Raw genomic sequence first — 21,487 nt, 5'->3', positions numbered from 1 at the left:
GGACCCCCGATGTCGATGTCGTTGCGTCCGCAATAGTGCCCGAACTCCACCGTCGTGCGCCGCCAAACGAGATGCGGGGACGGCGTCGAGCAAGAACATCGGCACAGTTGGCCTAGGAGGCCAGGACGTCGGCGATCTCCTCCAGCAGCGCGGTCTTGCGTTTGCCCGGCAGGAACGAGGTCAGCACGGCGTTTTCGGCCAACTTCGCGACCTCCGCGCGATCGAGGTCGAGTGCGGTGGCGACGGCCAGGTACTCGCCCTCCAAAGTGGCGCCGAAGAACGGCGGGTCGTCGGTGTTCAGGGTCACGACCACGCCGGCGTCGAGCATCTGCCGCACGGGGTGTGCGTCGATCGAGGGAACCTGTTGCGTGCGGACGTTGGACGTCGGGCACACCTCCAGCGGAATCCCCTTGAGCACCAGGTGTTCCAGCAACGCGGGGTCCTCGACGCAGCTCGTGCCGTGCCCGATCCGCTCGGCCCTGAGGTCCCGCAGCGCCGACCAGATGGTCTCCGGGCCGGTGGTCTCCCCCGCGTGCGGGACGCTGTGCAGGCCCGCTTCCCTTGCCGTGTCGAAGAAAGGTGCGAACTGCGCGCGGCCGATGCCCTCCTCGGGGCCGGCCAGTCCGAAGGAGACCAGGCCGTCCGGGCGTTCGGACAACGTGAACGCCAGCGTCTCGCGGCCCGCGACCAGGCCCTTCTCACCGGGGATGTCGAAGCACCAGGCCAGGTCGACGCCCAGTGCCGACGCCTCGGCGCGACCGGACGCCAGGCCTGCCAGCAGGTCGTCGCCGGACATGCCGTCGGTCATGTGGTTGTACGGCGTCACGGTGACCTCGGCGTACCTGACGTTCTGCCGGGCCAGTTCGCGGGCCAGGCCGACGACGAGGGTGTGGATGTCGTCGCGGCCCCTCAGCATCGACTGGACCGCCCAGTAGACCTTCAGGAAGTGGTCGAAGTCGCGGAACGTGTAGAAGCGCTCCAGTTCGGCGCGCTCGACGGGCACTCCGGCCTCGGGGTGACGGCGGGCGAGCTCCAGGACGGTGTCGACGCCGGCCGAGCCGACGAGGTGGACGTGCAACTCGACCTTGGGCAGCGCGTGGATGAACGAACGCATGGCGAAGCTCCCTGTGCGAGGCAAAGGTGAAAGGGGTGGCGGAGAACGCGGGGCGACTCAGGGAGCGAGGTCGCCACGTTCGGTGTCAGCGCCGTAGAGCGGCAGCTTGAATTCCGGCACGATTTTCAACGTAGCAGCTAACGTGGGGATCGTGACAGGTGAGGACGTGCTCGGCATCCTGACTGCGCTCGACGGCCTCGACGTCTGCGTCGGCGGTGGGTGGGGCGTCGACGCGCTGGCGGGCAGGCAGACGCGTCCGCACGGCGACCTCGACCTCATGCACCGCGCGGAGCAGGAGCCGCAGGTCCTCGAAGCCCTGGCAGCGCAAGGGTTCGAGGAGACGCTGTCGTGGCGGCCGGTGCGGTTCGTGCTCACGGACCACAATGGCCGCGAGATCGACCTGCATCCGTTGCGCTACCAGGAGGACGGCAGCGCCGAGCAGTCCTCGCTGACGCCGGGCGAGCCGTTCCGCTACCCCGCCAGATGCTTCGTCACAGGCACGATCCTCGGCACAAGGGTCCGGTGCCTGTCGGCTGAGCAGCAGCTGTTCTTCCACCAGGGGTACGAGCCGCGCGAACGGGATCTGCACGATCTGGCGTTGCTGCGGACGATGAGCTGAAAAACCGGTTGGATGCCTGGCTAGCGTGGGACGGGTGAAGGGATTCAACCCGAGCTTCAGTCCCGAAACGGCAAGCACCTACGACAACGCGCCCCGCGGCGATGAGGACGACACAGTCCGGTTCCTCGCCGGGTTCGGCAAGTCCGCCCTGGAGTTCGCGGTCGGCACCGGCCGCATCGCGCTGCCACTGGCACAGGCAGGTGTCGCAGTGGACGGCATCGAGCTGTCGCCGCACATGGTGGCGCGCATGCGCGAGAAACCCGGTGGCGACGACATCCCCGTCACCATGGGAGACATGTCCCGGACGGGCACCGGCCGCACGTACGACTTGGTGTACCTCGTCTACAACACGATCACGAACCTGCTCACCCAGGACGACCAGGTCCGCTGCTTCGAGAACGCGGCACGCCACCTCACGCGGGACGGCGTGTTCGTGATCGAGTGCGGCGTGCCGAGCTGGGCGGCGCGGGCGCGCAACCAGTTCATCGACGTGGAGGCCGTGGAGGTCGACCGCGTCGAGCTCGACGTCAACCGCTACGACCCGGTCACCCAGATGCTCGACGAGAACCACGTGCGCATCGGCGTGGACGGCATCCGGTTCGGCGCGATCCGGCAACGGCTGTCGTACCCGAGCGAGTTCGATCTCATGGCACGGATCGCCGGGCTGCGGCTGCGCGCACGCCACAGCGGCTGGAACGGCGAGCCGTTCGTCGCGGCCAGCACGCGGCACGTGAGCGTGTACGAAAGAGCCGCGTAACGTTCTTCGCCGGCGACCGAGTTCCTCTGTGTCCACTCAGGCGGCACAGAGGAGGCGACGATGATCGCAGTCGTTCCGGTGCGGTACACGGCCACGGACAGCGTCTGGTCGCGCGAGCAGTTCGAGAACTGGATGCGGCCGGGTGTCCCCCACAGCCTCGGTGACTTCTGGTGGCGGTCCACGCGCGGGCTCTTCGACGTGAGCAGCCAGGTGTACGACCCGGTCGAGATCCCCAACCCCGTTCCGGTGTCGGACAACGCCAAGCGGGCCAGTCTGCACGAGGCCGTGGTGAAGGCCGCCACGCAGGTCGACTGGGCGCACACCGACGTCCTGCTGATCTGGCTCGCCCAGCCGACCGGCTGGTGGGGCGGCGGCGAGGTGGACGTGCCCGTTCCCGGTGGCACGAAACGGATCCGGGTGACCGTGGTCGACTCGGTCACGCCGTTCGACGTGGCGTGCCAGGAACTGGGCCACGGCTACGGGCTCCACCACGAGCTCGACGCCCAGGGCAGGGAGTACGCCTCGCCGTACTCCGTGATGAGCGCCCGCGGTTACGGCCCGACCGCGCCGGGGTGGCAGAGCTGGGTCCGCACGTCGACGGCGCTGCCCGACGGCGGCCCGAACATGCAGTTCCCGCACGTGGGCGTGCCGGCCAACCTCATCGTCGGGCCCATGCTGCCGGGCGCGCACCTGTACTCCGACCAGCGGTTCCGCGACAGTTCGTCGGTGGTGCACGTCCGCGACCTGCCGCTGAAGACGCGGTTGTACACGCCCGACTACCGGTCGCAGGGCTCGGGCAGACCCGTGCTGATCGCCGTGCCGTCCCAGCGACGCGACGGGCGGACGTTCCTCGTGGAGCTGCGCCGCGCGACGACCGGGTCCTACGACCAGGCGATCGGGGTCGAGGGACTGGTCGTGCACTCGCTCAACCCCGACGGCGTGGTGCGCTACGACGGGGTCGCCGACCTGTCTCTCACCGACTGGGCCTGTTCCGCCGGCGACTTCTCGTTGCGGCGCACCACCGTGGGCGAGGACTTCGCCGACGTGGAGGTGCGCGCGGGGTCGGTGGTCTCGTTCCCGATCCGGGGAGTGCTGCTGGCAGGCGGGTTCCGCACGCAACGCCAGCTCAACACCATGTCCCGCGAGGACATGCGCAACACGCTGATCGTCGTCATGGCGTCGCTGAGCAAGCAGAACGACTACCAGCGCTACGACAACGACACCCTGGCCGGCATGGGCGCCGTGATGGTCTTCCTGCGCCGCAACGGCTTGCGCGACGACGCCGCGCTCAAGTCGATTACTTCGGACGACCAGCGCAACGTGATGATCGTCGAGCTCGGCGCGCAGACCGGTGCCGGGCAGGCGTTGCAGGGCTTCACGAACCTGCAGCTGGCCCAGATCGCGCTGGGCAGCGACCTCGCCACCCGCGGCAGACGGCCGGGCTCGACATCGTTCTACGGCAGGGGTGTGCTGCTGGCGGGCAGGTTCCGCAGCCAGCACCAGCTCAACACCATGTCCCGCGACGACATGCGCAACACGCTGATCGTCGTGATGACGTCGTTGAGCAACCAGACGAACTACCAGGCCTACAGCGACCCGGAGCTGGCGGGCGTCGGCGCGGTCATGGTGTTCCTGCGGGAGGCCGGGATCCGCGACGACGCGGCGCTCAAGAAGATGTCGGCGGACGACCAGCGCAACGTGGCGATCGTCGAGCTGGCCGAGCAGACCAAGCGCAACCTGCAGGGCCTGAGCAACCTCGACCTGGCGCTGACCGCGTTAGGAGTTGAACGCTTCTAGCGCCTCGGCCTTGATCTGCTCGAACTGCGCCGCCATGGCCTCGGACAGGGCCTGGGCGCCGGACAGCGGGCGCACCATCACGGTGAACTCGTCGATGAGGCCGTCGGCGTCGAGGTGCAGGAAGTCGCAACCCTGGATCTCCTTGCCGCCGACCTCGGTCCGGAACACCAGCGCGTGGTTCTGGCCGTCGATGATCTCGCGTTCGTAGCGGAAGTTCTCGAACACCCGCATCACGCCGCGCAGGATCGCCGCGGTGATCGGCTTGCCGGGGTACGGCGCGAACGCGACGGGGCTGGTGAACACGACGTTGTCGGCCAGGCACGCCGCCATCGCCTCGGTGTCGCGTGCCTCGACCGCCTTGCGGAATGCGTTCACGGTGAACCCTCGCATACTCAACTTGTTGACTAGGTCGATGCACCGTAACCTGGGAGTATGTCGCTGCGCAACGCCGTGATGGCCACCCTGCTCGACGGGGAGTCCTCCGGCTACGACCTGGCCAAGGCGTTCGACGCGTCCGTCGCGAACTTCTGGATCTGCACGCCGCAGCAGCTCTACCGGGAGCTCGACCGGATGGAGACCGACGGGCTGATCACGGCGAGGACGGTCGAGCAGGAACGCCGGCCGAACAAGCGGCTGTTCTCGCTGACGGCCAGAGGGCGCGAGGAGCTGACGAGGTTCACCGCCGCGCAGCACAAGCCGACCGCGATCCGGGACGAGCTGCTGGTCGCCGTGCTGGCGGCGGACTCCGGTGACGTCGAGGCGGTCAAGGCCTCGATCCGCGAACGCAAGCAGTGGGCGGAGGCGAAGATCGCGCGCTACGAACGGCTCAGGGCCAAGCTGCTCGGCGGACTGGACGAGGAGGAGTTCCTGGCCACGGCGGACCGGGTCGGGCCGTACCTGACCTTGTTGCGCGGCTTGTCCTTCGAACGGGACAACGTGCGGTGGTGTGCCAGGAGCCTCACCGTGCTGGAGCGGCGTGGTGCCCGGCTCGACGCGCCCACGTGGGGTTGAATCGGGTCCATGAACGGCATCTCGGTCTTGCAGGAGGCACTCAGCGCACCCGCGGCAGAGGCGCGCCACCGGTTCGCGGGGCGGCTCAACGGTTATCTCGACGGCTCCGACGTCGTGCACGCCGTGCGGTTGCAGGGCTGGCTCGGCCTGGAGGTGCCCGGTCCCGGCTGCCACGTCGGCACGGGCAGCTGGGACTTCACCCGCTTCAAGGCGACGACGTCACCGGTGACGTGCGGGCGGTGCCGTTCGGCCGGGCTGCTCACCAGCTCGTTCACCGGCGGCCCTCACCAGCAGACCCTGGACCTGGAAGGGATCTAGCCCAACGCGCCGCGGTTGCGCAGGCCCATCCCGGTCAGCGCGGACATGCCGAGGCGCTCGTAGTACGGCCGCAGCGAGTCGTCGCACGTGAGGTCCACCGAGTACAGGTGCGCGGCCTCGGCCACGATCCGCCGCATCAGCTCCGTGCCGATGCCCTGCCCCTGGAACTCCGGCCGTACCTCCAGCCACGGGACGAACGCCGTCAGGACACCGTCGCTGATCATGTTCACGAACCCGGCGACAACGCCCTGTGAGCGCGCGATCACCACGCGATAGCTCCCGTGCAGCACGGCGAGGTGCTGGGCGGGCGTCGGTGGCGCAGGCCAGTCCACGAAGAAACCGGCGAGATCGGCTTCGGTGAGGCCGCTGAGATCTGCGCTGTACGAAATCACTGTTGCATTGAACCAATTCCCCCCATCTTGCGTAGGGCTGGTTTCGACCAATTCGGACGCTAAGCTGCTGGTCGTGACCCTGCCGACTGCTCCGCTGCGCCGTGCGCGCTGTGCTGCCGTCGGCATCGTCAACGGCACGCTCGCCGTACTCGCGCACTCCAGTGCGGACGGTCAGCTACCCGACGCGGGACTGCTCTTCTCGCTGGTCGCGCTGCTGACGTGGGCGACGACCGGGTTCGCCCGGCATGAACTGACGTGGCAGCGGCTGCTCCTGCTGATCGGCGGCGGGCAGCTCGCGATGCACGTGCTGGTGTCGCTCGCCGCGTTCCGGCACGCGCACGAGGCCGAGCCGTCGCGCATGATCGCCTCGCACCTCGTGGCCACCGCGGTGGTGGTCGTCGTGCTCGCCGCCGCCGAACGGTCGGTCCTCACGCTCGCCCGCGCGGTCAAGGCAACCCTCCCCCGCAGGTTCTCCGTCCTGCCCGCCACCGCTCCCCTGGTCGTCGCCACGCCCTCGCTCGCGCCGACCGCGATCGTCTTCCTGGACGTGCTGTCGTGGCGCGGTCCTCCGGCTGAACAGGTCTGAGTCCCCCTCACAGGTCCGCTCACCGAGCGGTCCTGCCCCTGTTCACGCCCATTTGGAGCGCCATGACCACCACAGCAGCTCCGTCACGCACATCGTTCGCGTGGCGGGGACTCTTCCTGCGCCTGCACTTCTACGCCGGCGTGCTCGTTGCCCCGTTCATCCTCGTCGCCTCGCTGACCGGCGTGCTCTACGCCCTGACGCCGCAGCTGGAGTCGTGGATCTACGCCGACCAGCTCAGCGTTCCCGCCACCTCGCAACAACTTCCGCTGTCCAAGCAGGTCGACGCCGCGCTCGCGACCTCACCGCAGGGTTCGCTCGTCGCGGTCCGGCCGGCGCCGGAACCCGGTGACACGACGAGGGTTCTGTTCTCCGAGGAGGGACTGGGCGAGTCCGAACGCCGTGCGGTCTTCGTCGATCCCGGCACCGGACGCGTCACCGGCGATCTCGTCGTCTACGGGTCGAGCGGCGTGCTGCCCCTGCGCACGACGCTGGACCAGTTGCACCGCAACCTGATGCTCGGTGAACCCGGCCGCCTCTACAGCGAGCTCGCCGCCTCGTGGTTGTGGGTCGTCGCGCTGGGCGGCCTGGTCCTGTGGATCTCCAGGGCGCGCAACAGCAAGCGCATCAAGACGCACGGCCTGATCGGCGTGTGGGTGCTCGCCGGCGCGTTGTTCCTGTCCGCCACGGGTCTCACGTGGTCGGCCTACGCGGGTGAGAACGTCGCCATGCTGCGCACCGCGGTGGGCTGGTCCACCCCGACACTGGAGATGCCCGGCGCAGGCGAGAGCCACGGCGACCACGGTTCGAGCACGTCGTCCGCCGGCGGTCACAGCGAGATCGACACGGTGGTCGACGCCGCGAAGGCTTCGGGCATCGACGCGAAGGGCGTCGAGGTCAGCCTGCCGCTCACCCCCGACGGCGCCTGGAAGGTCGCCGAGATCGAGAAGGGCCTGCCCACGCAGAACGACAGCGTCGCGGTCCACGGCGGCGAGGTGGTCAGCTCGCTCAAGTTCGCCGACTTCCCGCTGGGCGCGAAGCTGACGAGATGGGGCATCGACGCGCACATGGGCGTGTTGTTCGGGTGGCCCAACCAGTTGTTGCTGCTCGCCATCGGCGGCGGACTGGTCGCGTTGGTCGTGCTCGGTTACCGCATGTGGTGGAAGCGCAGGCCCACGAGCGGCTTCGGCCGTCCCACGCCGCGCGGCCAGTGGCGCAAGGCCCCACCCGGCGCGTTGGCCGGGCTCGGTCTCGCGACGCTGCTCGCCGGGTGGTTCGTGCCGCTGTTCGGGATCAGTCTCGTGGCCTTTTTGGTCATCGACGTGCTGCTCGGCAGGCGCGCGAAAACGGCCTGACGCAACGGATCGGTGGTGGCTCGCAGTGCGTCGCCACCACCGTCCTTTGTGGACAAGGCTTGCCTGATCTGGACATTTACGGCATATTTACGGGCAGGTGAGCCGGGAAGTCTGGTCGGCCCGCACGTCACACCAGGTGGCGGCGGAGAGCTGACGAGGGGTGCCCGAATGACTCTCATCCCCCACGCCATTCCCCTGATCAACGATCCCCAGGTCGTGCACGCGCTGGCCGCGCGCTGGCGCCGCACCAGGACGTTGCTGCTGCTCTCCGCCGGTGTCCTGCCCGTCGCGATCGGCGTCGTGTGCGTCGTGCTCGCCGGGATGACCTCGGCTGGGCAGCGGATCATGCCGTGGTGGTCGGCGATCCCGGCCGTCGCCGCGGCGGCGTGCGCGTGGGCGTTGCTGACGTGGTTGCGGCGCAACGGGTTGAGCGACCCGCACTCGTGGCTGCCCGCCACCACCCTGATGACCTCGGCGCAGCTCGTGCTCGGGGTGCTGCCGGGCTCGGGCATCGCGTTGCGGCTCAGCCCTGGGGCGGCGATCGCGGTGAAGGCGTTGTGCGCGGCCGGGGTGCTCGGCGCGGGGTCCGCGAGCGCACTGGCCCGGCTGGCCCATCGCTCACTGCTCTCGGCGCCGGTCCTGGAGCTCGGCTCGACGGCGTTCCCGCTGGTGCTGGTCGGCGGCGGGACGCGGGTGGTGATCGGGACCGACCGCGTCGACTGGACCACGCGGCAGGGTTCCCGGGTCGACGCCGGGGTCTCGTTCGCCCGCATCCTGCGCGTATCGGCGCACGCGCACGCGATCGCACTGCACACCGCATCCGGTTCGTGGACGGTTCCCGTGTCGGATCCCGCGACCGCGCAGGCGTTGCTGCGCCGCCGGATCACGTGGTGGGAGGAGCGCCGGGACGCTGCCGCCGAACGCGAGCAGCGCCGCTACCTCGACCTGGTCTCACTGCTCGCGGCGGTCAGCGGCGAGGCCACGCGCGGCGGCATCAGCGTCACGGTCGACTCGAACGGCCTCACCACTGGCATCATGCTCAGCCGCGAGGTCCGCGAGCTCGAACCCGAGGTGCTCGCGGCCCAGCTGATGGCGTGCGTGCAGAAGGCTCGGGCGGACGCGCGCAAACAGGTGCAGGACCTGGTCATCGAGCACTCCGACGACCACATGGTGAAAGCCAGCCACTAGTCGCTTGTCCCGTGCCCGTCGTCCTGCCTACGTTCGGCCTGAAGGATTTCGGGAGATGGGGGACGACTTGCGCAGACGTGACTTCTTCGCAGCGGCGGCCGGGGTGGCCGCTGTCGTGGCCAATCCCGCGAGCGCGCTCGCGGCCACCGAACAGAGGCCGGGCGCCTCGCACCTGCCGGACCTGAACCTCGGCGACTTCCCCGTCGTGGCAAGGGTTCGGGCTCGCAACGCACTGGAACACCTCAAGGTGCTCAGCGACAAGATCGGGCCGCGCATCGGTGGCACCGCGTCGGAGCACCGGGCGCGCGACTACCTCGTCCGCGAGCTCAAGTCGTTGCGCTATCAGGTGACGACGCAGCCGTTCACCGTGCCGGACAAGTACCTCGCCGACGTCAACGGCAAGTGGCAGGCGGGCGCCTCCCGCTTCGGCACGCTCGGCGTCACCGTGAAGGCCCCGTTCGTCGAGGTCGTCGACGGCCAGCTGCCCGACCTGACCGGCAGGATCGCGTTCTACGTCAACGCCCCCACCGGTTCCGCGCACGTGCACGCGGCGATCGAACGCGGCGCGGTGGCGGTGGTCCTCGGCCGGATCTCCGCGACGGCCAGCAAGTCCAGCGCCTTCTCCCCCACGCTCGACCGCGACGTCGCCGTACCGGTGATCGGCCTGGCCCAGGTGCACACCGAGAAGCTGCGCGCGCAGGGCTCCGGCGAGCTGACGATCAGCACCGTCCACCACCCGAACCTCACGTCCTACAACGTGATCGCGGACCGGCCGGCGACGTTCCCGTGGCGTGACAACGGGGTCGTGATGGTCACCGCGCACTACGACACCGTGCCGGGCTCGCCGGGTGCCAACGACGACGGCAGCGGCACGGTGCTGTGCCTGGAGCTGGCGCGCGTGCTGCGGCATCTGCCGACGAACAAGGCGCTGCGGTTCGCGTTGTGGGGCTCGGAGGAGCAGGGGCTGCTCGGGTCGCGGCACTACGTCTCGCAGCTGCCGCCGGAGGAGCTCGCACGGATCAAGGGCGTGTTCCAGAACGACATGGTCGCCACCAGCCATGACCCGGCCACGGCGTACTGGCTGCTGTCCGTGGACGGCGCCGTCAACGCGACGACGGCCAACGTTCGTGCCGCGGCACAACGGCTCGGCTACGACCCGCGGGTGCACGGACCGGTGGCGCGCGGGTCGAGCGACCACGTGCCGTTCCACGAGAAGGGCCTGGCGTCGGCGAACTTCAGCTGGCGCGGCGAGGGCGGGCCGGCGCAGCTGGAGCCGATCTACCACACGCCGGAGGACACGATCCGCGACAACATCAGCCTGGAGCGGTTGCAGGTGTCGCTGGAGCTGATCGGGGCGGCGGCCTACAAGCTGGCCAGCGGCGCGGCCTGAAACGTTGCCGCGCGAATTCGCGGTCAGACGGGCGCATCGTGGTGCCGAGCGTGAATTCACCGCCACCGTTTCAGGTCGCGCCGCTAGTCAGCGGTAACGACCAGCTCGCTCAGCTTGCGGTCGGCCAGCCACGTGGCGAACTGGTCCGCGGGCAGCGGTTTGCTCAGGCAGTACCCCTGCACGATGTCGCAGCCCAGGGCGGCGAGGACGGACCACGTCTCCTCGTCCTCGACGCCCTCGGCCACGACCTCCAGCTCCAGGTTGTGCGCGAGTCCCAGCAACGAACGGGTGATCGCGCCGCTGGAGGAGTCCGAGCGCATGTTCGTGGTGAACGAGCGGTCGATCTTCATCTCGTGCACCGGCATCGTGCGCAGGTAGGCGATGGACGAGTAGCCGGTGCCGAAGTCGTCGATGGACAGCCGCACGCCCAGTTCCCGCAGCCGCGTCAGCACGTCGGTCGCGCGGTGCGGGTCGGCGATGATCGCGCTCTCGGTGATCTCCAGGGTCAGCACGGAGGCCGGGCGGCCGTGCCGTTGCAGGGAGGCGGCGACCTGCTCGGGGAAGGTCATGTCGTGCAGGCACTGCGCGCCGACGTTGACCGAGATCGGCATGTCCCAGCCGGCGAGGTGCCAGGTGTGGCACTGGGCCAGCGCGTGGTCGAGCACGTACTGCGTGAGCGGCTCGATCAGGCCGGTCTCCTCGGCCGCCGGGATGAACCTGTCCGGCCCGAGCAGGCCCAGGCGCGGGTGCTGCCAGCGGCACAGGACCTCGGCGCCGCAGACCTGTCCCGTGCGCAGGTCGGCCTTCGGCTGGTAGTGCAGGACGAGCTCGCCCTGGTCGATGGCGCGGCGCAGGTCGCTGATCACCGTGAGCTGGGCGGCGTGGTGCTCGTCGAGGCCCGGTTCGTAGACGGACGTGCCCAGGCGGGCGCGCTTGGCCGTGTACATCGCGATGTCCGCGTGCTTGAGCAGTTCGTGCGCGTCGCCCGAGTCCGTCGGGTACAGCGCGACGCCGATGCTGCAGCCCACGTCGACGGAGAGCCCGTCCAGGTCGACGGCCTCGGCCAGGGCGCGGTGCACTCGTTCGGCGACGATCAGGGCGTTCGCGGAGGTGTTCACCGACGGCAGCAGGACCGCGAACTCGTCGCCGCCGAGCCTGGCCACGGTGTCGACCTCGCGGACGGCGCCGGTCAGCCGGTTCGCGACCAGCTGCAGGAGGCGGTCGCCGAACGCGTGGCCGAGGGTGTCGTTGATCGGCTTGAAGCGATTGAGGTCGATCAGGAACAGGCCGAGCGGGTCGCCGGTCTGGTTGCTGTGGCGGATGGCCTGCTGGGTGCGCTGGGTCAGCAGCGTGCGGTTGGCGAGGCCGGTCAGTGCGTCGTGCATCGCCTCGTGCTCGCTCTTGGCGGCCTGGCGGAGGATCTTGCGGCGGTGGCCGAGCAGCACGACGCCGCACAGTCCCACCAGTCCTAAGTCGACGATGAACGCGATGAGGGCGGCGAGGCGGAGGTTGCTGTTGCGCAGCTCCGCGGTGCGCAGGTACTCGGTCGTCTCCAGGCGCTTGAGCTGCACGACCGTGGAGAGCTGTTTGCGCAGCGACACCAGTGTCAGCTCGGCCTGGTCGGCCTTCTGCAGGGCGACGGTGCGGTCGCCGGACGCGACGGTCTCGCGCAGCAGGCCGCTGTAGTCGCCGTAGAGGTCGCTGACGATCGTGGCGGCGCGGACGTCGGCCGGTCCGCCGTGCTCACGCAGCCAGCGCAGGCTCTCGTCGGCGGCACCGGCGGCGGTCGCGACGGGCTGGCTCATCACCGGTGTGCCGGACCGGACGTAGTCGGTGAGGGCGTGGTCGGCGACGTCGACGTTCTGCACGACGACACCCCAGCGGTCGCTGATCTCGTTGAGCCCGTGCAGGTGCGTGGCGGCGTGCTGCATGCTCAGGCTGGTCCAGAGCGCGAGACCGGCCAGCGCGGCGAGACCTGCCGTCAGGCTGGCGACGGTCGCCTGCACGGTCGTGCGGGCCTCGACCCAGTTGGACAACATGTACTGCGCCTCACCTCGCGTCCTTGCGAAGGTGCTATTGGTACGCAGCCAAAGGATCGCACGCAAGCCGACACCTCGTGCCGGTCTGCACTAGCCTTCTCGCCTTCTACCGGCCGACTGACAGGGACTCCCCGTGGTTCGCTTCACCCGCACCGCCCTACCTGCTGTTTTGCTCGTGCTGGCGGGGTCGGCCGGGTGTGGCACACCACAGACGTCCGATGACCCTCCCACCATCGGTTTCGTGTCGCAGAACACCAGCCGCGACTTCTCCCGGGAGATGAGCGAGGGCTTCCGGGCGGGCGCGGCCATCGCCGGCGGGGTGCGGACCGAGACGACCGGACCGGAGACGCACGACGGCCTCAAGCAGGCCGAGCTGCTGCGCGACCTCGCGACGCGGGCGAAGGGCGGCATCGGGCTGTCCGCGGTGGCACCGGAGCTGGTGGCCGAACCGATGGCGCAGGTGGCGGGCGAGGGCGTGCCGGTGATCGCGGTCGCGGGCGGCCAGGTCGCGCCGGGCAGCGGGGTGAGGCTGCTGATCGAGAACGACAACTACGAGCTCGGCCGCCTGCTCGCCGACGCGACCGCGGAACGGCTGCCGCCCGGCAGCGCGGGCAAGGTCGTCATCGGCAGCAACTCCCCCGCGATGCCCGCACTGGACCAGCGCGCGCTGGGGCTGCGCGAACGGCTCGCGGAACGGCTGCCGAAGCTGCAGGTCATCGGCCCGCTCGACACCGGCCGCGACCTGACCACGAACCTAGCCACGTGGCAGCGGCTCGCCGACGCCAACGCGGACGCCGTGGCGTTGCTGGGCGCGGGGGACGTGGACGCGATCAACCTCGCCGCCGTGCACGCCGCGAAGAACGCGACGTGGCTGGCCGCGGCGTTCAGCATCGACCCGAAGGCGCTGCAGGGCGTCAAGGACGGGCACCTGTTCGCGACGGTGTCGGCCGAGCACTTCCTCAAGGGCGCCGTGGCCGGGTGGCTGCTGGCCGAGCAGGCGGCGCGGGGCAGGACGCTGCCGGAGGGCTGGCTGGTCGCGCCGGGACTGCTGGTGCAGGCGTCGAACGTCGACGAGATCCTTCGCCGGCAGGCCGACGAGGCGAGCCGTCTGGCCTCGGCACGGCCCCAGCTCGACGCCTTCGTCGCGGACGCCGGCAAGCACCTGCGTTCTCTCGACCAGGCGAAGTGATTCCCTGCGAGCATGGCGGTTCCCTCTCTTGGAGGCCGCATGATCAACCGAAGGACACTCGCGAAATCCCTTGGCGCGGCGATGGTCGTGCCCGCCGTCTTCTCCGTTCCCGCCGCCGCTGAGGACACCCGCCGCGGCCGGTACCTGATCCGCGACGGCGCCGTCGTCACCGTCGACAGGGCTCTCGGGGTGCTGCCGCGGGCGGACGTGCTGATCGACGACGGCGAGATCATCGGGGTCGGGCGTGACCTGGGCGCGCGGGGCACGCGGGTCGTGGACGCGACCGGCATGATCGTCCTGCCCGGCTTCGTGAACACACACCACCACATGTGGAGCGCGCTGGGCCGGAACTTCGTGGCCGACGGCTTCCCGTACTTCGCGGCGAAGCGGGCGACGTCCACGCTGTACGAGGCGGAGGACGTCCGCCGCAGCGTCCTGCTCGGGCTCGCCGAGCTGGCGAACGCGGGCGTGACGACCGTGCACAACTGGTCCAACAACACCCGCTCCCCCGCGCACGCCGACGCCGAGCTGCGCGCTCACCGAGACGGACTGCTGCGCGCCCGGTTCTCCTACGGTCACGTCGACCAGATGCCGCGCGACGTGCCGATGGACCTGACGGACGTCGATCGCGTGCGGCAGCAGTACTTCGCGGGCGGCACGGCGTTCGGCGGGCTGGTGCACCTGGGCGTGTGTTTACGCGGGCTGTCGCAGAGCACGGAGCCTGCGTTCCTCGCGGACATGGAGGCGGTGGTGGCACGCGGTCTGCCGGTCGCGATCCACGCCGGGCAGGCGCCGCCGCGAACCGTGGACGCCGCGGACTACGAGCGACGGGGCTGGCTCGGCCCGAAGACGTTGCTGTGCCACTACGTCACGGCGCTGGACAGCGACATGGAGATCATGGCGCGGACCGGCACGCCGCTGTCGTGGTCGCCGCACTCGGAGTTCCGGCTCGGCACGGCGGGCGATCCGCGCGACGCGCTGCTGCGGTTCCGCAGGGCCGGGGTGCCGGTGTCGCTGTCCTCGGACGCCACGTCCATCGCGCCGTCGGACATGTTCGAGGCGATGCGGCTCGTCTGGAACACCGGGATCCCCTGGTCCGGCACGCCTTCCGCCGGGCTGCCCGAGGTCGGGTTCCGCGACGTGCTGGAGATGGCGACCCTGAACGGCGCCCGCGCGCTGGGGCTGGGCGATGTCACGGGGTCGATCACCGTCGGCAAGCGCGCGGACGTGATCCTGGTGCGTGCCAACGACGTCAACCTGGCGCCGGGCGGGTTGTTCGAGACCACGCTGGTGCAGGCGGCGACCGCTGCCAACGTTGACACGGTGTTCTCGGACGGGCGGATCATCAAGCGCGGCGGGCGTTTGGTGGCCTATGACGTAGAACGGATCGTGGGGGACGCGCGGGCTTCGTCGCTGCGCATCCGCACGGCCGCCGGTGGGATCCTCACGCCCCCGAGCTGATGTCGAGCACCGCCTTGGCGAACGCTTCGGGCGCCTCCTGCGGCACGTTGTGCCCGATGCCGTCGAGGATCCGGTGCTCGTAGCGGCCGCTGAACTGCTTGCGGTACGCCATGCCGTCCTTGTTCGGCCCGTCGAAGTCGCTGGCGATGGTGATCGCCGGAACGCTGATCACCGGCCTGGCCTGCAGCTTGCGCTCGAGCCCGTCGTAGCGGTGCTCGCCCTGCGCGAGCTGCAGGCGCCAGCGGTAGTTGTGGATGACGATCGCGACGTGGTCGGGGTTCTTCCAGGCCGTGGCGCTCTGGGCATAGGTGGCCTCGTCGAAGTTCCACAGGGGCGAGGCGATCTTCCAGATGAGCTTGTTGAACTCGTAGGAGTTCTGCTCGTAGCCCCTCACGCCGCGGTCGGTCGCGAAGTAGTACTGGTACCACCAGCCGAGTTCCGCCTGCGGGGACAGCGGTTCCTGGTTCTGCTGGAGGTTGACGACGAGGTAGCCGCTGACCGACACGAGCGCCTTGACCCGCTCCGGCCACAGCGCCGCGACGATGCACTCCGTCCGCGCGCCCCAGTCGAACCCCGCCACCGTCGCCTTGCGGATCTTCAGGGCGTCCATGAACGCGATGACGTCGCTGCCCAGCGCGGACTGCTGGCCGTTGCGCTTCGTGTGCGCGTGCAGGAACCGGGTGGGGCCGTAGCCGCGCAGGTACGGGATGAGGACGCGGTGGCCTTGTGCGGCCAGGGCCGGTGCCACGTCGGCGTAGCTGTGGATGTCGTACGGCCAGCCGTGCAGCAGGATCGTGACCGGGCCGTCCGCCGGGCCCATCTCCGCGTAACCGATGTCGAGCAGACCCGCCCTGATCTGCTTGACCGGGCCCCAGGTGGGCTGGGAGGCGTGGGCGGTCGCGGTGGTGACGAGGGGTGCCGCGAGGCCGGCCACGGCCACTGCCTGGGAGAACTGTCGCCTGCTGATCATGGCGTCGACGGTAGGGGCGGCGGCCGGGGGCTCGCGAGCGTCAGGTGACGGTGCCGGAGTACGTCACCAGTGCCTGCTTCAGCTCGGCGCGTGCGGTGACCCCGAGCTTCGGGAAGATCCGGTGCAGGTGCGTGCTGACCGTCCGGTGCGACAGGTGCAGCCGCTCGCCGATCTCCTTGTTGGTCAGCCCGTCCGCGGCCATCCGCGCGATGGTCAGCTCGTGCTCGGTCAGGTCGCCGGTGCCGCCCCGCGACTCGCCGGACGCCCGCAGCTCCTCGCGGGCCCGCCCCGCCCAGTCCCTGGTCCCGAACGCCTCGAACGCCTCCGCGGCCGCCTTGAGGTGCGGCCGGGCCTGGGCCGCCCGGCGCTGCCTGCGCAGCCACGCCCCGAACGCCAGCTGCACGCGGGCGCGGTCCCACGGCGAGCTCCCGGCGTCGAGCGCCGCCTCGAACAACGCCTCGGCCTCCTCGTCCGCCGCGAGGAGTGCCCGCGCGTACCTCAGACCGGAGGCCAGGGCGGGCGAGGCGGTGGCGGTGTCGAGCTCCTCCACGATCTTGCGGGCCTCGTCGGCGTGACCGCTGCGGGTCGCGGCCTCGACCAGCTCGGGCAGCACGTACCGGCGCAACGCGAGCTGGTAGGCGGGATCGACCGGGTCGTGGACGCGGCGGACGGCGGCGAACGCGTCGGCGTAGCGGCCCTCGCCGAGCGCGGCCAGGCTTCTGGCGAGTTGGACGGTGGCGAGCACGGGGCGTGCGCCCGCGGCGAGGCCGATCCGTTCGGCCTCGGCGGCCAGTTCTGCGGAGCGTTCGTGCTCGCCGCGCAGGGCGGCGATCTCGGCCTGGACGGCGGCGGCCAGCCCGCGCATGTACGGCTGGCAGGTCTCCTCGGCGAGGCGGGCCGCCTCCTCGGCGACGGGTGCGGCGGCGGCGATGTCGCCCAGGCGGGTCCGGCTCCACGCCTCGACGGCGAGGGCGCGGGCGAGGAGTCCGAACTGGCCCTGCGCGCGGAAACCTCCTTGCGCGGCAAGGGAGAACCGCACGGAGTCGGTGAACGCGCCGACCTGGAGGGCGGCGCTGCCGAGCAGCCGGAGGGTGGCGGAGTCGCACTCGTCGCGGGCCTCGCGCAGCCCGGCCACCACCGCGTCCCCCTGCTGCACCGGGCACACGTAGGCCGTCATCGCGAGCATGCGCGGGTCGCGCGGGTCGATCGGCAGCCTGCGCGCGACCGCCGCGATCCGTTCCCGCACGGCCGCCCCCGGCTCCACCCAGAAGCACCGCATCGCGACGCTCCAGAAGATCCGCAGGCCCAGCTCGACGTCCCCGCCGGCCACCACGGACTCGGCCAGCCCGACCAGGTCACCCGGCCCTGCCACACCTTCGCCCACGCCGTCGTCGAACGCCGTGGGCAGCCATGTCACGAGCGCGCGCTCCCGTGCCGTGAGGTCGAGTCCGCGCACGTCGAGCAGGATGCGTTCGACGTCGTCACGGCGCCCTGCCTCCGCCGCCAGTTCGGCCGCCCGCAGCAGCCGCCGGGCACGTTCGCCGGCCTCGCCCAATGCCGCGGCCCGTTCCAGAGCGCTCACCGCGGACGCCGCGCCACCGCGTTGGAGTGCGCGATCGGCGGTCTTCTCCAGCAGGCAGGCCACGTTCTCGTCGGTGCCCGTCGCGGCACCGGCCAGGTGCCACGCCCTGCGGTCGGCCTCGCCGGTCGCGAAGGCGAGACGGCGGTGGACCTCCTGCCGTTCCGCGACACCGGCCGCGCGCACGATCGCCGACCTGATCAACGGGTGCCGGAACGCGCCGTCCCGGTCGGCCAGCCTGGCCTCGACCGCGGGCGCGAGGTCTGCGTCGGACCCACCACCGAGGGCCAGCACGAGCAACGCCTCCCGCACCTCGGCGGGCAACGCGGAGGCACGCGCGGCGAACGTCTCCTCCAGCGAGTCGCCGCCGAACGGGAGCTCGGTGAGCGCCAGCGGGTTCCCGGCCGCCTGCGCGAGCACCCACGACCGGCGTTCGGCGTCCAGCTCGGGCGCCACGGCGTCGAGCACCGCGACGGACTCCGCCGGCGCCAGCGGCTCCAGGGAAAGCGCCGGAACGCCCGCGAACACCGGCGTCTGCGCGGTCACGACCAGCGCGGCGCTCCTGAGGCGGCGGGCCACGAACCCGAGGACGTCCAGGCTCGCCCGGTCCAGCCAGTGCGCGTCGTCGACCAGGACGACGGGCCGTGCGGCGCTCAGCAGCTCCAGCGCGGCGAGCCCGACGAGGTGCACGGGTGGCGCCGGGCCGTCGGAGAGTCCGAGGACGACCTCCAGCGCCCCGCGCCGCACACCGGGCAAAGCGGTCAGGTCGAGGAACGGGTGCAGCACCTGGTGCAGTCCGGCGTAGGGCAGGTCCTGCTCGGCCTCGACACCGGCGACCAGGTGGCCGTCGAGGCGGCTGAGCAGCGCGGACTTGCCGACGCCCTGCTCACCGACGATCTGCAGCGCACCGCCGGAGTCCACCAGCGCGGCCAGCCGCTCCCGTTCCCGATCCCGCCCGACCAGCGACACCCGCCGACACCCCGTTCGTTGATCCGTATGGACCAGGGTGTCAGAAAGTCCAGACCGCCCGCTTGCCCGGACCCACGACCAGTGTGGACGTGCCGAGCTGCTCGACGTGCCGTGCGACCGGGCGGTTCAGCTCGAACTCGACGCGCTGGAGCCCGATCCGCCCGATCGGCGCCTCGTCGAACCGCATCGTGGTGCCGCCGCGCGACGCCACGACCGAGCCGTCGCCGGTGCGCAGCGAGAACCCACCCGCCCGCAGCAACGGCACGGTGGCCGCGAGGTCCGCTGGGGTGACGGCGAGGTGGATGAGCGAGATGTCGCGCATCGCCTTGTGCTTGTACGCGTCCGGCAGGTACCGCTTGCGCGTCACGTCGCCGGGGAACTTCGCGGGCCCGACCTTGCCGCGCGGGTCGTCGAGGTACTCGTCGCGGTACTCCATGGCCCAGGCGCCGAACCGCTCGTACCTCTCGACCAGGAACAGCGAGTCGAACCAGGGCACGGGCTTGCCGTCGCCGAAGTCGCGGGTCTGCGTGAAGTCGATCGGCTTCTGCCCCGCCGCGCGCAGCCGGGTCTTGAGCTTCTCGATGTCGCCGTCGTGCTCGGTGGACAGTCCCAGGCCGGCGGACCCGGCCTCACCGTCCTGGCCGGGCACGTCGCCGAGCCCGAAGATCTCCAGGTAGGTCTCGTGGCCGCGCAGGTACCGGCCAGTCCAGGTCCTGCCGCCCGCGCCGGTCGTGGTGCGGACCTCGAAGTCCGCGAAGTCCCTGAGATAACGCGAGTGCTCGACCGCGTCCGCGGTGGCCCGGTCGAGCGTTCCCCATGCGTGGTTGTAGTACAGCAACTGCCGCTCTCCCGCCTGCGCCGGTCCCGCTCCCGACGCCACCAGAACTGCGGCCAAGATCAAGCAAGACACCCGTCGGATCCCCATACATTTCATCGTAAAACGGACACGCTCAAGCCAGACTCGAGCCAGACGAGGGGACCCTTGTGTTCGACACCGCCAGGTGGACGGTTCTAGCCCCGTTGCTGCAGGCCGTCACCGCCGGCCGCGACCTGCTGGACGACACGATCCGCAGGCTCACCCCCGCCGCCGTCGCCGCGGAGGTCCTGCGCGAGACCGGCGAGCACGACGTCCGCCTGGACCTCACGTTCGACGGCCGCACGACCAGCCACCTGTGCACCGACGCGGACGTGGTGGTGACGCTGGACCTGGCCGACGCCGTGCGGGGTCTCTACGGCACCGAAGACCGCCCGTGGCCGAGCCTTGCCGTCACGACCCCGGACCCCGATCTGGACGAGCGCGGGATCGCCGGGTGGTTCCAGGACCGCAAGGGCGTCGCGGAGTCCGTGCAGGAGCTGCTGTCCGCGCTCAAGCCCGCCCGGCGGGACCTGGGCGAGCTGGCCGTGGAGCACGGGTCGGACAAGTGGGGCGACCTGCACTGGTACACGCAGCACTACGAACGCCACTTCGCCCGCCTGCGCACCGAACCCGTGCGCGTGCTGGAGATCGGCATCGGCGGCTACGACGACCCCGACCGCGGCGGTGGCTCGTTGCGGATGTGGCAGCGGTACTTCCAGCGCGGACTCGTGCACGGCCTCGACATCGCGCGCAAGAACGTGACCGGGCCGCGGATCATGACCGTGCTGGGCGACCAGTCCGACGCCGCGTTCCTCGACCGGCTGGGGCGCGAGCTCGGGCCGTTCGACGTGGTCATCGACGACGGCAGCCACGTCAACGAGCACGTGCGGACCTCGTTCCACGCGCTGTTCCCGCACGTCCGGACGGGTGGGCTCTACGTGGTGGAGGACCTGCAGACCGCGTACTGGCCGAGCTGGGGCGGCCATCCCGAGGCGACCGCGGGCACGTCGATGGGGATGCTCAAGTCCTTTGTGGACGGGCTGAACCAGGCGGAGGTGCGCGATCCGCGCGGCGAGGGCTCCTACCTGGAGCGCAACATCAGCGGGATCTCGTTCCACCACAACATCGCGTTCGTCGAGAAAGGACTGAACGCCGAGCAGGGCGGGCCCGCGTTCATGCGGACCCTGTCCTAGGCGCTGTCCTGCTCAGCACGGCCATCCGGTCCCAGGCGGGCGACGAGGCACCGGCCGCCGCCATGGCCAGCGCGGCGATCTCCGGGTCCGCCATCGGCATGGGCGGCCTGGTGACCAGCCAGGCCGCGGCCCGCCGGGCCAGCGCGGGCAGCCGCGGATCCTCGGCCGGGAGCCCGAACACCTCGTCGTAGGCCAGGTAGATCTGCCGGAACTCGGGATCACCGAGCGAGTCGGTCTTGTCCGCGAGCCAGACCGCCGCCTCGTCCGGCGCGACGGCCTGCATGAGCACCCAGACCTCGCGTTCCATCCGGACGCCCCGCTCGCTGACTCCCAGCTCCCGCAACAGGTCCAGCATCGCGCCGGCCTCCGGGCTCACGAACAGCGCGGTGCCCGCCCGCAGCCGCACGACCCGTTCGCGAGCCTGCCGGATCTCCTCTTCCCTGCGGCGCAACGCCTCGTCGATCTCCGTGATCGACGAGGCGAACTCCTCCTCGCCCGCGGCGAGCAGCTCCTTCACTCGGGCGAGCGGCACACCGGCCTCGGCGAGCGTGCGGATCTTGACCAGGTCGACCGCGTCCTGGGTGGTGTAGCGCCGGTAGCCGGAGTGGTCGCGCTCGGGTTCGGGCAGCAGCCCCACCTTGTGGTAGTGCCGCACCGCCTTGACGGTCACGCCCGCGTACCTGGCGAGCCGGCCGATCGTGATCATC

General features: G+C 70.7%; 20 protein-coding genes. 12 read left to right on the top strand and 8 right to left on the bottom strand.

Annotation, left to right across the window (positions count from 1 at the left end):
• Positions 1 to 112: 112 nt before the first annotated feature.
• A complete protein-coding gene (gene add, locus ACSHWB_RS30375; RefSeq protein WP_439656695.1) occupies positions 113 to 1,114 on the bottom strand; it encodes an adenosine deaminase in 1,002 nt (333 codons plus the stop codon).
• 151 nt (positions 1,115 to 1,265) lie between these two features.
• On the opposite strand from add, the gene ACSHWB_RS30370 reads away from it, so the two are divergent.
• From ACSHWB_RS30370 to ACSHWB_RS30360, 3 genes are read left to right on the top strand one after another with little or no spacing between them, the layout of a single operon-like run.
• A complete protein-coding gene (locus tag ACSHWB_RS30370) occupies positions 1,266 to 1,733 on the top strand; it encodes a nucleotidyltransferase domain-containing protein (RefSeq protein ID WP_439656694.1) in 468 nt (155 codons plus the stop codon).
• A 34-nt stretch (positions 1,734 to 1,767) separates the two neighbouring features.
• Entirely contained in the window at positions 1,768 to 2,490 is a 723-nt protein-coding gene (locus ACSHWB_RS30365) for a class I SAM-dependent DNA methyltransferase (protein WP_439656693.1), read from the top strand.
• Between the two features lie 60 nt (positions 2,491 to 2,550).
• Positions 2,551 to 4,287 (top strand): hypothetical protein, encoded by a 1,737-nt coding sequence (locus ACSHWB_RS30360; protein WP_439656692.1) that lies wholly within the window; start codon positions 2,551 to 2,553, stop codon positions 4,285 to 4,287.
• Here ACSHWB_RS30360 and ACSHWB_RS30355 read toward each other — a convergent pair.
• Positions 4,267 to 4,662: a nuclear transport factor 2 family protein gene (locus tag ACSHWB_RS30355; protein ID WP_439656691.1), complete on the bottom strand. Its 396-nt coding sequence runs from the start codon at positions 4,660 to 4,662 to the stop codon at positions 4,267 to 4,269. The two genes, ACSHWB_RS30360 and ACSHWB_RS30355, sit on opposite strands and share 21 nt — an antisense overlap.
• Before the next feature lie 57 nt (positions 4,663 to 4,719).
• On the opposite strand from ACSHWB_RS30355, the gene ACSHWB_RS30350 reads away from it, so the two are divergent.
• Both ACSHWB_RS30350 and ACSHWB_RS30345 read left to right on the top strand, forming a co-directional pair.
• On the top strand, positions 4,720 to 5,298 hold the full coding sequence (locus ACSHWB_RS30350; protein WP_439656690.1) for a PadR family transcriptional regulator: 579 nt from the start codon (positions 4,720 to 4,722) through the stop codon (positions 5,296 to 5,298).
• Between the two features lie 9 nt (positions 5,299 to 5,307).
• Positions 5,308 to 5,616 (top strand): hypothetical protein, encoded by a 309-nt coding sequence (locus tag ACSHWB_RS30345; RefSeq protein WP_319981020.1) that lies wholly within the window; start codon positions 5,308 to 5,310, stop codon positions 5,614 to 5,616.
• Here the strand turns inward: ACSHWB_RS30345 and ACSHWB_RS30340 are convergent.
• The gene (locus tag ACSHWB_RS30340; RefSeq protein WP_439656689.1) at positions 5,613 to 6,008 is read right to left on the bottom strand and encodes a GNAT family N-acetyltransferase; all 396 of its coding nucleotides are present in this window, start codon (positions 6,006 to 6,008) and stop codon (positions 5,613 to 5,615) included. The genes ACSHWB_RS30345 and ACSHWB_RS30340 overlap by 4 nt on opposite strands.
• Before the next feature lie 73 nt (positions 6,009 to 6,081).
• On the opposite strand from ACSHWB_RS30340, the gene ACSHWB_RS30335 reads away from it, so the two are divergent.
• From ACSHWB_RS30335 to ACSHWB_RS30320, 4 genes are all read left to right on the top strand, one after another.
• Positions 6,082 to 6,594 carry a hypothetical protein gene (locus ACSHWB_RS30335; RefSeq protein WP_439656688.1) on the top strand — a complete coding sequence of 171 codons (513 nt, stop codon included), beginning with the start codon at positions 6,082 to 6,084 and terminating at the stop codon, positions 6,592 to 6,594.
• A 62-nt stretch (positions 6,595 to 6,656) separates the two neighbouring features.
• Positions 6,657 to 7,946 (top strand): PepSY-associated TM helix domain-containing protein, encoded by a 1,290-nt coding sequence (locus tag ACSHWB_RS30330; RefSeq protein ID WP_439656687.1) that lies wholly within the window; start codon positions 6,657 to 6,659, stop codon positions 7,944 to 7,946.
• A 168-nt stretch (positions 7,947 to 8,114) separates the two neighbouring features.
• The gene (locus ACSHWB_RS30325) at positions 8,115 to 9,134 is read left to right on the top strand and encodes a YbaB/EbfC family nucleoid-associated protein (RefSeq protein WP_439656686.1); all 1,020 of its coding nucleotides are present in this window, start codon (positions 8,115 to 8,117) and stop codon (positions 9,132 to 9,134) included.
• A gap of 55 nt (positions 9,135 to 9,189) precedes the next feature.
• Positions 9,190 to 10,524, top strand: coding sequence for a M28 family peptidase (locus ACSHWB_RS30320; protein WP_439656685.1), 1,335 nt, complete (start codon positions 9,190 to 9,192; stop codon positions 10,522 to 10,524).
• 83 nt (positions 10,525 to 10,607) lie between these two features.
• Here the strand turns inward: ACSHWB_RS30320 and ACSHWB_RS30315 are convergent, their stop codons facing one another.
• Positions 10,608 to 12,563: a putative bifunctional diguanylate cyclase/phosphodiesterase gene (locus ACSHWB_RS30315; RefSeq protein ID WP_439656684.1), complete on the bottom strand. Its 1,956-nt coding sequence runs from the start codon at positions 12,561 to 12,563 to the stop codon at positions 10,608 to 10,610.
• A 241-nt stretch (positions 12,564 to 12,804) separates the two neighbouring features.
• On the opposite strand from ACSHWB_RS30315, the gene ACSHWB_RS30310 reads away from it, so the two are divergent.
• Positions 12,805 to 13,752, top strand: coding sequence for a substrate-binding domain-containing protein (locus tag ACSHWB_RS30310; RefSeq protein ID WP_439656683.1), 948 nt, complete (start codon positions 12,805 to 12,807; stop codon positions 13,750 to 13,752).
• Between the two features lie 39 nt (positions 13,753 to 13,791).
• Entirely contained in the window at positions 13,792 to 15,213 is a 1,422-nt protein-coding gene (locus tag ACSHWB_RS30305) for an amidohydrolase family protein (RefSeq protein ID WP_439656682.1), read from the top strand.
• Here the strand turns inward: ACSHWB_RS30305 and ACSHWB_RS30300 are convergent.
• The 3 genes from ACSHWB_RS30300 to ACSHWB_RS30290 are packed head-to-tail and all read right to left on the bottom strand — an operon-like array spanning position 15,197 to position 19,641.
• Positions 15,197 to 16,183: an alpha/beta fold hydrolase gene (locus ACSHWB_RS30300; RefSeq protein WP_439656681.1), complete on the bottom strand. Its 987-nt coding sequence runs from the start codon at positions 16,181 to 16,183 to the stop codon at positions 15,197 to 15,199. The two genes, ACSHWB_RS30305 and ACSHWB_RS30300, sit on opposite strands and share 17 nt — an antisense overlap.
• 40 nt (positions 16,184 to 16,223) lie before the next feature.
• Positions 16,224 to 18,731, bottom strand: a complete 2,508-nt coding sequence (locus ACSHWB_RS30295) for a LuxR C-terminal-related transcriptional regulator (protein ID WP_439656680.1) — start codon at positions 18,729 to 18,731, stop codon at positions 16,224 to 16,226.
• Positions 18,732 to 18,771: 40 nt separating this feature from the next.
• Positions 18,772 to 19,641: a DUF5829 family protein gene (locus ACSHWB_RS30290; RefSeq protein WP_439656679.1), complete on the bottom strand. Its 870-nt coding sequence runs from the start codon at positions 19,639 to 19,641 to the stop codon at positions 18,772 to 18,774.
• Between the two features lie 74 nt (positions 19,642 to 19,715).
• Between ACSHWB_RS30290 and ACSHWB_RS30285 the strand changes: the two genes are divergently transcribed.
• Positions 19,716 to 20,780, top strand: a complete 1,065-nt coding sequence (locus ACSHWB_RS30285; RefSeq protein WP_439656678.1) for a class I SAM-dependent methyltransferase — start codon at positions 19,716 to 19,718, stop codon at positions 20,778 to 20,780.
• Here the strand turns inward: ACSHWB_RS30285 and ACSHWB_RS30280 are convergent.
• Positions 20,761 to 21,486: a MerR family transcriptional regulator gene (locus tag ACSHWB_RS30280; protein WP_439656677.1), complete on the bottom strand. Its 726-nt coding sequence runs from the start codon at positions 21,484 to 21,486 to the stop codon at positions 20,761 to 20,763. The genes ACSHWB_RS30285 and ACSHWB_RS30280 overlap by 20 nt on opposite strands.
• Between the last annotated feature and the right edge of the window lies 1 nt (position 21,487).

This window comes from Lentzea sp. HUAS TT2 (assembly GCF_051853195.1).
GTDB lineage: Bacteria > Actinomycetota > Actinomycetes > Mycobacteriales > Pseudonocardiaceae > Lentzea.
Note: the sequence above shows the minus strand (reverse complement) of the source record. Positions and strands in the feature narration are given on the sequence as shown.